Raw genomic sequence first — 10,583 nt, forward strand, 5'->3', positions numbered from 1 at the left:
CTCCTTTGTTCTTTTCTTTGTTTTACGAATAGCTATATCCTATCAAAGAAGTATCTCTTTCTCTATAAAATCTGTGACTTTCTCTTTATATATTGTGACATACCACTGTAACTTTCGTTATTTTAACGAATCTGTATACTTATTTCTTGAAAACACACGACATCTATATTAGAATAAATGGCATGTTCCAACAATTGGAACGCTCACACGATTTTTCTTATATTGTTATATTCTTGGAGGCTCTTATGTTATCTCGTAAAATTTTTACATCTCATCAAAAATTTTTTTCACCCTTATAAGCCTTATCATGCTTATTCCGCTTACATTTCTGACGATATTTTTTGATTTCTACTCGCTTCGCCTGCTGAACCGCGAAATCGCTTCTGCAAACCGAAATGCTCTGTTTCTCTATCAGGAACAGTTAGAAGCAGATCTTTCCCAGATAGAAACCTCAATGGCACAGGACTGGGCTCAGAACTGGAATTATCAGAAACTAAAATATAAACTTGATCCGCTCGATGTTCATTTAAATACACTCTCCATTGTGAATAAAGCACGGGAACAGCTTGCTCTGACAGAATGTCTCGGTGCTGTCTATATTTATTCTGCTCCCAATGATGTCTGCCGCTGTGCCTATCAGGACTGCTATTCCTATGAAGAATTAATAACAATGCAGAATTATGTAAAATCCCTTGATTTTGAATCAACTTCCAAATCCTGGTTTTACGATAAAGTCGGTGATAAATACTTTTTGGTTCGCCTTCTCGGTTTTTCCAATGCCTACAGTGTTTCTCTAGTAGATTTTGACCTGGTCATGGCTCCATCTCGCCTCGCCACACAAACGCATAAAACTAGTTCACTCGTCTATCTTTCCAATGACGGAACCGTATTAAATCCTTCTAAAACCATTACAGAAAATAAACTGACCTTTTCGCCTGAAGACAATAACCACGTCAAAAAAGGACAAAAAGAAAACTTTTTTGTTGTACAGGATCGCTTAAAATATGCTGATATTACCATGCTTTACCTTTCCTCTTACCAGGGAAGCCAGTTTTATTTAAATGCGACACAGATGTTTGCCATCATTGCCTCTGTGCTGGCACTGCTTTTGATTCCGTTCATGTGTTTTTTGGCCATCAAAATTTACTTTTCTCCATTAAGAGATGCAATCACTACCATGGAGAATATTCGAAACGGTAAATTGAACTCAAAACTGCAGGAAACACAGTTTATCCGTGAATTTTCCGTCTTTAATTCCACTTTTAACCGAATGATGGATGAAATTCACCATCTGAAAATCCGCACTTATGAAAATAAGCTGACCATTCAAAAATCTCAGCTGCAATATTTTCAAATTCAGTTGAAGCCTCATTTTTATCTGAACTGCCTGAAAACTCTTTACGGTATGATTCAACAGAATAAAGGAAACGATGCACAGCAAATGATTTTATATGTTTCCCAGTATATCCGCTATACCTTCCGCGACAACAGCAGTCTTGTGCCACTGCAGACGGAACTGAATCAGGTACAGAATTATTATAAACTTCAGAAGCTAAACACAAGAGATTCTTCTGAGCTGACCATTTCTGCCGATCCCGCTGTTTCAAAGTTTCCGGTTCCCATGCTCTGCATTCAGACATTCGTCGAAAATTCTTTTAAGCATGGGCGAATCTCCAGCCAGCCGCTCAATGTACACATTTCCGTACAGCTGACAGAGACTGAAGAAGGAAATTATTTAAATATCAGTATTCAGGATAACGGAACCGGATTTCCGGACGAATTTCTGCAGTCCTTTCTGCAACATACAGAAGATGCAGTAACCGGACAGCACATCGGTATACACAATCTCCGTCAACGACTTACCTTACTTTACGGTGACCAGGCCGGACTGATCTGTATGAACAATTCCTCCGGCGCCATGACAGAAATTATCCTGCCCATCCAGGAAGAACCAAATACCAGTTCAGAAACTAAAAGTAGCTTACTCTCAAACGAAAATTTGTTTTCATTATCCTAGAAAGAGGAGGAATCCCGAATGAATGTATTGATTATTGATGACCAACCCGATGTTGTCGCCGGTATTCATTCCGGCATCAACTGGGATGCGCTTTCCATCCGACAGGTTTTCTGTGCTAACGACATTATCCGTGCGCGTGAAATTCTTTCAAACAATTCCGTGGATATCATGCTCTGCGATATCGAAATGCCGCTCGGCAGCGGTCTTGAACTTTATGAATGGGTTGCGGAGCATTTTCCAGAAATCAAATGTATTTTTCTCACCTCACATGAAGATTTTTCCTATGCACAAAAAGCACTGCAACTCGGCGGATTCGATTATCTGATTCAGCCCGCTCCCTACAGTGCAATTGAGGTTTCCATTCAGAAAGCAGTCCTGCAAATTCAAAAGGAAAGAAAGGAAAAATTTTACAGTGAATATGGAAACTATTTCAGCAAACGCGAAATGGATCTTCTTGATGTGCTTTTAAATGAATTTTTGCAGAAACAGCCTGCAGAACCGCAGAATATCCTGAGTTTTCTGGACACGATCTCCATAAAACTCGATCCCGACTGTTCCTGTGTTCTGACTTTGATTGATATTCTCGAACAGGACACGCCACATCCAGTTCGTGACCTTTCTCTCCTCCGCTCTATCCTGCAGAATGTCGTTTTCGAGCTGTTTGAGCCGTTCACTAAAAAACTGCTTTTCTGCCATGTCCACGAACAGGTTTTTGCCCTTATTTTATACGAAACCGATAATTTTACAAAAGATCAGGTGCAAATTTATTTGCATACTTTTGTGGAAGCCGCTTCACAGTATCTCCACTTTAAAATAGCATGCTACTGTGCTCATTCTGCAAATTTTCTTCTGCTACCAGATAAAATACAGCAACTTTTGGAACAGCGCAGTGAAAATGCGGCAAACTATAGTGGTATTTTTTATCAGAAATCCAGCATTTCCCAGGTTCCCTACACCCCTCCGGATTTTGTCCACTGGAATGTCATGCTCTCCTCTGGTTATTACGATGCCGTCCGTGCAGACATGCATGATTATCTGCTCCGCCAAAAAGAATCCGGTCATGTAAACCAGAAAATGCTCAGTCTCTTTTTACAGGATTTTCTTCAGATCTTCTATCAGATTCTGAACCATCACCACATCGGTGCACACGGTGTTTTTGAAAAAGAATACGATATTCACGCTCTGAACAACTCCTGTCATTCCATAGAAGAGATGCATAAACTGCTTGATTTTTCCGTTGATTATCTAAAAAGCCTTCAAATTAGCGCAGAACCAGGTGTTTCACAGATCGACCAGGTGATAAATTTTATTCAGAAAAATATTCACCAGAATGTTACCCGCACCGAAATCGCACATCAGGTATACATGAACCCGGAATACCTCTCCCGGCTTTTCAAAAAGGTAAAAGGAATTTCACTTTCTGACTATATCGTGCAGGAAAAACTGAAAATTGCGATTTCCCTGCTTGAGGGAACCAATCTCCCGGTCAGTGTAATTGCAACGAATATCGGCTACACGAATTTTTCTTATTTTACACAGGTATTCAAAAAAGTCTACGGAATTTCTCCGAGTGAATACCGTCAAAAGAAAAAATAATGCAAAAATAGTACTGCGGAGCGTAAAGTTTTCCCAAATAAATGTTAATACCCGGGTATAACGAAAATACGTTCCGCAGTATTTTATTTTTGCATTACTGTTTTATCTTCAAACAAGTTTTTATACCGGCATCGCCGCCACAAAATAATACATCACAATAAAATGACAGAAGCTGCCACCCATCACAAACAGATGGAAAATTTCATGTGTTCCGAACTTTTTATGTTTTGCATTAAACACCGGCATTTTTAAGGAGTAAATCACCCCGCCGACTGTATAAATAATTCCGCCGGCCAGCAGCCATCCAAACGCCGGCCGCGAGAGGGCCAGAAACAGCGGATGAAACGCCAGAACGCACAGCCAGCCCATTGCGATATACAGCACCGAAGAAAACCACTTCGGACAGTTGATCCAGAATGCCTTGACGAGAATCCCGCCAATCGCTGCCGCCCACACCAGTGCACAGAGTGCAATTCCCGTCCGTCCATGCAGTGCAATCAGGCAGATCGGTGTGTAGCTTCCCGCAATCAGCACGGAAATCATCATATGATCAAACTTCTTCAGTCGACGGTTTACCTTCCCATTTACATCAAACGTGTGATACACGGTGCTCGCCAGATACAGCAAAATCATACTCAGCATAAACACTGCCATTGCGACCACATGCAGATGATCCGGCTCCCGTGCCGCCTTCAAAAGCAACGGCAGCGTTCCCACCACCGCCAGGATCAGCGCAGTTCCATGTGTAATCGCACTGCCAGGATCCTTGATTCCATTTTTTCTGATATACTTCATCCTGCTCATTCCTTTCCTGTCAGAAACACTGTGTATTTCAATTACTACTTTATGTAGTTTTGATTACTACTTATCATCGTTTCTTTTATTATAGCAGGATAAAATTATTTTTCAAGTCAAAATATCTATTTTCTTTTGAAAATGTTTGACCTGCTTTGACACAAAAAAACAGACTGCTCGCTTACGCATACCGTTGTGCCTGTTTGAGCTGTCTGTTTTTGTATTTTTATTGCTTCTTCGCTTGAATCAGCTTCCATTTTTCTACCCGCGAAAGCTGCTTAATTTCCCATTCTCTCCGCATAGCCTCCTGTTTTGTTAAAAAGGTTTCAAAATACACCAGTTTTACCGGTTTGCGGCTCTTTGTATATTTCGCTCCTTTTCCAGCATTGTGTGCCTTTACTCTGCGTTCCAAATTATTGGTCCAGCCTGTATAAAAAGATCCATCGCTGCATTCCAGAATATATGTAAAATTCCCCTGTTCCATTTCAAATTCCGTTCCTTCTGTTCATCTGTATTCTATGTAACTTTAACACTCGGTTCTTTTAGGCGCAATCCAAAAAATAAGAAAGAGTCCTGCTTCGCAGGAAAATTCAACGAAGTTTCCTGTAAGCAAAAAACCGTCCGGATTTCTCCGAACGGTTTTCTCATTTTTATTTTTACTGCATTGCCAGCTCATCTACCGCCAGTTTCAATGCGCCCATGATACCCTGATTGTCGTTCAGGCTTGGAAGTACAATGTAGCTGTCGAGATCCTCAAGTTCTTTTGTTACAAGATATCCGTTCAGCTGTTTCTTTACTTCTTCTCTTACGAGCGGCATCATATGCTCCTGATGCATAACGCCTCCGCCCAAAACGATTCTCTGCGGGGAGAGCAGCATGATGCAGTCTACAAGTGCCTGTCCGATATAGTAAGCCTCAAGCTCCCATACCTCTTTTTTGTCTGCCAGCTCAATACCTTTTTTGCCCCAGCGTGCTTCAATGGCAGGACCTGCAGCAAGGCCTTCCAGGCAGTTGCTGTGATACGGGCATTTTCCGCCGTAAGTATCTTTCGGATGTCTGGTCAGCAGAACGTGTCCGCCTTCCGGATGAAGCATGCCGTGCAACAGCTTGCCATTGGAAATAATTCCCATTCCAACGCCCGTTCCGATGGTGATGTAAATGCTGTTGTCCAGACCTTTTGTGATTCCCCAGGTAGCCTCACCCAGTGCAGAACCGTTTACATCGGTATCAAATCCAACCGGGATGTCCAGTGCATCTGCGAAAGCGCCTACGATGTTGTAGTTCTTCCATGCTAATTTGGGAGTTGTGGTAATGTAACCATATGTTTCGGATTTTCTGTTCAGGTCGATCGGTCCAAAGCAACCGATTCCCAGTGCCTGAATGTCCTTCTCTTTGAAATACTCAATCATTTTCGGAACGGTAATTTCCGGTGTCTCGGTCGGGATAGAAATTCTCTCATAAATTTCTCCATTTGCGTTTCCAATTGCGCAGACCATCTTTGTTCCGCCTGCTTCTAATGCTCCAAGTCTCATTGTGTTTTTCTCCTCTCTTATGCTTCTGGATTTGAGCAGATTACAGAAAGTTTTCCTTCAAATCTGCATCCATTAAAATTAGCCGGTATAATAAAGTGAGTACCTTTCTTAACCGGAATACCGTTTACAGTACCCTCTCCGGCGATTACACTTACATTAGTATAATATTTTTTCGCATCCAAGGTGAATACACCGTCGATGTCGTATTTATCTACAGAGTAGAACTTGCATGTTACAAAATGGGTATGTACCGCGCCCGGGATTTCCTCTGTAAAGGTATCGATATCTGCCGTTTTAAACGGAGCCTCGATAACATCGATACTCTGCTCTACATGAAGTTGTCTCGGTTTGCCGTTCTGCAGTCTGTCATAATCGTATACACGATAGGTGATATCGCTGCTCTGCTGTGTCTCCAGAATCAGTGTGCCGCCTTTGATGGCATGTACGCATCCCGGATTGATCTGGAAGAAATCTCCCTTATGTACCGGCACTTTGCGGATGAAATCGCTCCACTCATGATTGCGGATCATTTTCTCCACTTCTGCCTTGTCTTTTGCATTGTGTCCGATAACAATTTCTGTACCCGGTTCGCAGTCCAGCACGTACCAGCACTCGGTCTTTCCAAGAGATCCATTCTCATGCTCTCCTGCATAAGCATCATCTGGATGAACCTGGATGCTCAGATCATTTTTTGCATCAATGATCTTGATCAGCAGCGGAACCTGGCTTCCCGGGTAATTTCCGAAAATTTCCGGCTCCTCTTTCCAGAGCTCACCTAATGTTTTTCCATCAAATCTTCCGCCTGCCACACGGCTCATTCCGTTGGCATGTCCGCTGATCGCCCAGCACTCGCCGGTTGTATCGCTCGGAATTTCGTAATCAAATACGTCTCTTAACTTTGTTCCACCCCAGATTGCTTCTTTGAACACCGGTCCATAAATAAAAGCTCCATATTTTTCTAATCCTCCTTGTTTTCAGGATCTGTCCACTACATCTATTTTAACCGATAACATTCAAAAACGAAACCCCTAAAATGACAAACTTTCACATTTTCTGTAACCGGTTACTTTCCTTTTATTCCGCCTTTTTTCTATATCAAAACAATCCTGTTTGTTATATGTAAAGCTGACTGTTTTCAGCCAGCCTTTTTTATAAAAAGCAATCGAAAAACGGTATTTTACCATCCGCGGTCTGCGCCGCCTTTTTTGTATTCAAAACCTGTAAAAAAGATTCGATTGCGAATCCTACACTTTATAATACTTTCCCGCATCCCATTTCGTGCAGGTCCTCTTTTTTATTCCGAAATTGCCGGGAGATATACCATAGGATCAATGGCTTTTCCATCTTTTTTCATCTCAAAGAAAAGATTGCTTCCCTCTTTTACATAATATTTCGTCGGTGCTGCAACTGCTCCGATCCGTGCTGCTTTCTGAACTTTCTGGCCTGCCTCGAGGGAAACGTCTGTGAGCTGTCCGTAGATGGCTTCGTATCCATTTCCAAGATTCATGGTGACGGTGAGGCCGGTTCTTGCATCATTTTCCACACTCACAACTTCTCCGTCCGCTGCCGCCAAAACCGGAGTTCCTTCTGCCGCCGAGAAAACAACGCCTGGATTGCACTGGTAAAGATCCAGTGTCGGGAAATAAACGGTATTTTCCATGTTATACGGAATCAGAACTGTTCCAGTAACCGGCAGTTCCATGATTGTCGCTTCGCTGAACATCAGATCCTGTGCAGCCCCTGCTGTCTCAACTGCCGTTTCCTGATTTTCTGCAGAATCCACAGTTCCGGATGCTGCACTCGTTTCTTCATTCGCCGCTGTTTCTCCTGATCCTGTTTCTCCGTTCTGATCCGCCGCTGTTCCGTTTACCGCCTGCGCGTCCTGTCTTTCTGTATTCCCATCTGATTCTTCCGGTGTATTCTGAGCCGTCTCTGCATCTGCTTCTGGATTTCCCGCCGCCTCTTCTTCACACGCCGCTTCCATTTCCGGCACCTGTTCCAGACTGTTTTCCACATCATCTGCCTGATCCTGTACGGCACGCGTTCCGTCTGCATCTCCCGCCGTCTCCTCCGTCTGCTGTTCTGTAGTTCCGGTGCTTTCGTCCTCTGTAAGCTGTGCCGTCTCTCCCTGTTTCGCCTGATCTGCCTTACCGTTTCTCGCATCCTGCTGCCAGGTCAGCACTCCGCCTGCAATCATCATTGCCAGTGCCGCTGTGATCACGCCGATTCTCAACTTGTCTCTTTTCATGTTCTTACCACCTCTGCTGATATCTTTTTAAGCATTTCAGAGGCGTTTTTCGATTTCTCGCTCTCCTCCTGCTTTTCTACAGTAAGCAGTATTTCCCATCCGGCGCGATCTATACACAAAAACCGGATTTTTCCTTTCCGTTATCCACAATTTTTCCCCTGCGCTTCTTTCTTTTGTGGAAAACATAATTCTTTTCTGCGCATTCCGTGCAAAACATCCCCAATGTTATCCACACCTTATTTTCTCGACTTGCTTCACGTAAAAAAAAGAGCCGGAACCGGGAATTTTCTCCCGTTTCCAGCTCTCGCTTTCACCTGTATTTACTGTAATCTTCCATACACCGTACTCGCATCCGCGATGCTGTCCACCGCAGATCCCGAATCCGTCATGGCCTCTGCCGTAACAAGTATGTACTCTTCGCCTCCATATTCTGCAAAGCTGACCAGGCACTGACCCGCCTCATCGGTAAATCCGGTCTTTCCGCCTTCAATGACTGCCCCGTTCTCCAGTGTCGTACTCATCTCATAGCTGGTAAACCGGTGGAGCATCGTATCATACAGCGTAATTCCCTCCGGGTGTGATGCGGTAGCCTCCGTTGTGTAAACCTCCCTCGTCACGATCTCGCGAAACGTATCACTCTTCAGACACTCACTCATCAGCACCGCAATATCACGGCAGGTAGAATAATGGTTGTCGTTATGTAGTCCCGTGCAGTTCTCAAAATGCGTATTGGTAAGTCCCAGTTCTTCTGCTTTCTGGTTCATCATGGCCACAAAACCTTCTTCCGATCCGCCGACTGCTCTCGCCAATGTCTCACATGCATCTGCGCCGGATGGCAGCAGCACACCATAGAGAAGATCACGAACCGTCGGCTGTTCGTACGGATTAAATCCCGCTACCGACGCATCCTGTGCCGTCAGTTCCTCGAAGATGTCCTCCGGAACCGTAATCGTCTCGTTCAGATCCGGAAGATTTTCAATGGTAAGCAGCGCTGTCATAATCTTTGTCATCGACGCCGGATAAATTCTCTCATCTCCGCCCAGATTCATCATCTCAGCCAGATCGCTTTCCCGCACCAGCAGGGCATGCTGACTGTTCAGACCATCTGACGAAATCTGCTGTACCGGCTCAGGCATCGGTGTAATCTCCTCCTCCGGGCTGGAATCCGATATCGGCTCTGAACTGTCCCCAGCAAGAGAGGATGACGAAACCGAAGAGGATGCACTTGCGTTTCCATCCGTCTGTTTTTTCTCGTTCTTCTGCATCTGATATCCAAGCACGCCAATCAATCCGATAATGATAACAAGCAGAACACTTAAAATCACTTTCTGCTGAAACTGGCGTCTTCGTCTTTTGTTTTTCTTTTTTTGTGCCATAAACAGATTCCTCCGTTCTTTTTTATTCTTTCAAAGCATAGTACATTTCCTGCTCTTTTGCAAGATTTTCGCCGTAACCTTAAGATAAACATAATCAAAATTGGTCCACCGGACCAATTTGGGATATGCAGAACAAAAAAAAGAACCCTCGAAAGGGTTCCACATAGTGAAGCATCGGGGATTCGAACCCCGGACAACTTGATTAAAAGTCAAGTGCTCTACCGACTGAGCTAATGCTCCGTAAAATATGCCTAGTTCCGGAATCGAACCAGAGACACGAGGATTTTCAGTCCTCTGCTCTACCAACTGAGCTAACTAGGCATAAAATTGCGGGAGTAGGATTTGAACCTACGACCTTCGGTTATGAGCCCGACGAGCTTCCAGACTGCTCCATCCCGCGATATCCTATTTTTGTACTTGATTTCTCAAGTAAAGCCGATGATCGGACTCGAACCGATAACCTGCTGATTACAAATCAGCTGCTCTGCCAATTGAGCCACATCGGCCGATTGCCTGATTGGCAAGTGGGTGGTGGTGGATTCGAACCACCGAAGCAATTTGCAGCAGATTTACAGTCTGTCCCCTTTGGCCACTCGGGAAACCACCCATAAAAGAATGGGACCTACAGGGCTCGAACCTGTGACCCTCTGCTTGTAAGGCAGATGCTCTCCCAGCTGAGCTAAGATCCCATTTTTCAGATATTTAGTTATGAAAAGCGACCCGGATCGGGATCGAACCGACGACCTCCGCCGTGACAGGGCGGCGCTCTAACCAGCTGAGCCACCGGGCCACAATAACTATTTTGAAGATATTTGATATACCTTCAAAACCGCATACACTTAACACCTATACATCATACCATACTTTCTTTCCGAACACAACCATTTTCTGCAAAACTTTTGTTTTGCATTTCAGGTCAAGCCCTCGACCGATTAGTAACAGTCAGCTCCATGCCTTACGGCACTTCCACCCCTGCCCTATCTACCTCGTCGTCTTCAAGGGGTCTTACTTCTTTCGAA

The 10,583-nt window shown here is 44.1% G+C and carries 7 protein-coding genes, 7 tRNA genes, 1 rRNA gene and 1 pseudogene; 2 read left to right on the plus strand and 14 right to left on the minus strand.

Annotated features, from left to right (window positions below; genetic code table 11):
* The first annotated feature begins 307 nt into the window (after window positions 1-307).
* Window positions 308-2,017, plus strand: coding sequence for a sensor histidine kinase (locus DWZ60_RS08780; protein WP_119221533.1), 1,710 nt, complete (start codon window positions 308-310; stop codon window positions 2,015-2,017).
* A gap of 18 nt (window positions 2,018-2,035) precedes the next feature.
* Window positions 2,036-3,613, plus strand: a complete 1,578-nt coding sequence (locus tag DWZ60_RS08785) for a response regulator (protein ID WP_119188743.1) — start codon at window positions 2,036-2,038, stop codon at window positions 3,611-3,613.
* Window positions 3,614-3,733: 120 nt separating this feature from the next.
* On the opposite strand, the gene trhA is transcribed toward DWZ60_RS08785, so the two are convergent.
* The 14 genes and pseudogenes from trhA to DWZ60_RS08855 form a co-directional block, all read right to left on the minus strand.
* Window positions 3,734-4,408: a PAQR family membrane homeostasis protein TrhA gene (trhA, locus tag DWZ60_RS08790; protein ID WP_118640817.1), complete on the minus strand. Its 675-nt coding sequence runs from the start codon at window positions 4,406-4,408 to the stop codon at window positions 3,734-3,736.
* 226 nt (window positions 4,409-4,634) lie between these two features.
* Complete coding sequence (locus DWZ60_RS08795) at window positions 4,635-4,892, minus strand: GIY-YIG nuclease family protein (protein WP_055220299.1); 258 nt, start codon at window positions 4,890-4,892, stop codon at window positions 4,635-4,637.
* Window positions 4,893-5,064: 172 nt separating this feature from the next.
* Window positions 5,065-5,940 (minus strand): ROK family protein, encoded by an 876-nt coding sequence (locus tag DWZ60_RS08800; RefSeq protein ID WP_022461220.1) that lies wholly within the window; start codon window positions 5,938-5,940, stop codon window positions 5,065-5,067.
* A gap of 17 nt (window positions 5,941-5,957) precedes the next feature.
* A pseudogene (gene manA, locus DWZ60_RS08805) lies at window positions 5,958-6,892 on the minus strand (mannose-6-phosphate isomerase, class I).
* Window positions 6,893-7,234: 342 nt separating this feature from the next.
* The gene (locus tag DWZ60_RS08810) at window positions 7,235-8,188 is read right to left on the minus strand and encodes a peptidoglycan DD-metalloendopeptidase family protein (RefSeq protein WP_117762165.1); all 954 of its coding nucleotides are present in this window, start codon (window positions 8,186-8,188) and stop codon (window positions 7,235-7,237) included.
* 320 nt (window positions 8,189-8,508) lie between these two features.
* Window positions 8,509-9,564 carry a D-alanyl-D-alanine carboxypeptidase family protein gene (locus tag DWZ60_RS08815; protein ID WP_117762164.1) on the minus strand — a complete coding sequence of 352 codons (1,056 nt, stop codon included), beginning with the start codon at window positions 9,562-9,564 and terminating at the stop codon, window positions 8,509-8,511.
* 167 nt (window positions 9,565-9,731) lie between these two features.
* Window positions 9,732-9,804 (minus strand) — tRNA-Lys (locus DWZ60_RS08820).
* 8 nt (window positions 9,805-9,812) lie between these two features.
* Window positions 9,813-9,885 (minus strand) — tRNA-Phe (locus DWZ60_RS08825).
* A gap of 6 nt (window positions 9,886-9,891) precedes the next feature.
* Window positions 9,892-9,964 (minus strand) — tRNA-OTHER (locus DWZ60_RS08830).
* A gap of 33 nt (window positions 9,965-9,997) precedes the next feature.
* A tRNA-Thr gene (locus tag DWZ60_RS08835) sits at window positions 9,998-10,070 on the minus strand.
* 19 nt (window positions 10,071-10,089) lie between these two features.
* Window positions 10,090-10,171, minus strand: a tRNA-Tyr gene (locus DWZ60_RS08840).
* 9 nt (window positions 10,172-10,180) lie between these two features.
* A tRNA-Val gene (locus tag DWZ60_RS08845) sits at window positions 10,181-10,253 on the minus strand.
* 27 nt (window positions 10,254-10,280) lie between these two features.
* Window positions 10,281-10,354, minus strand: a tRNA-Asp gene (locus DWZ60_RS08850).
* Window positions 10,355-10,476: 122 nt separating this feature from the next.
* Window positions 10,477-10,583 (minus strand): 23S ribosomal RNA (locus DWZ60_RS08855); the annotation flags it as partial.

Origin of the sequence: Blautia sp. AF34-10, assembly GCF_003477865.1 — a bacterium.
Lineage (GTDB): Bacteria > Bacillota > Clostridia > Lachnospirales > Lachnospiraceae > Fusicatenibacter > Fusicatenibacter saccharivorans.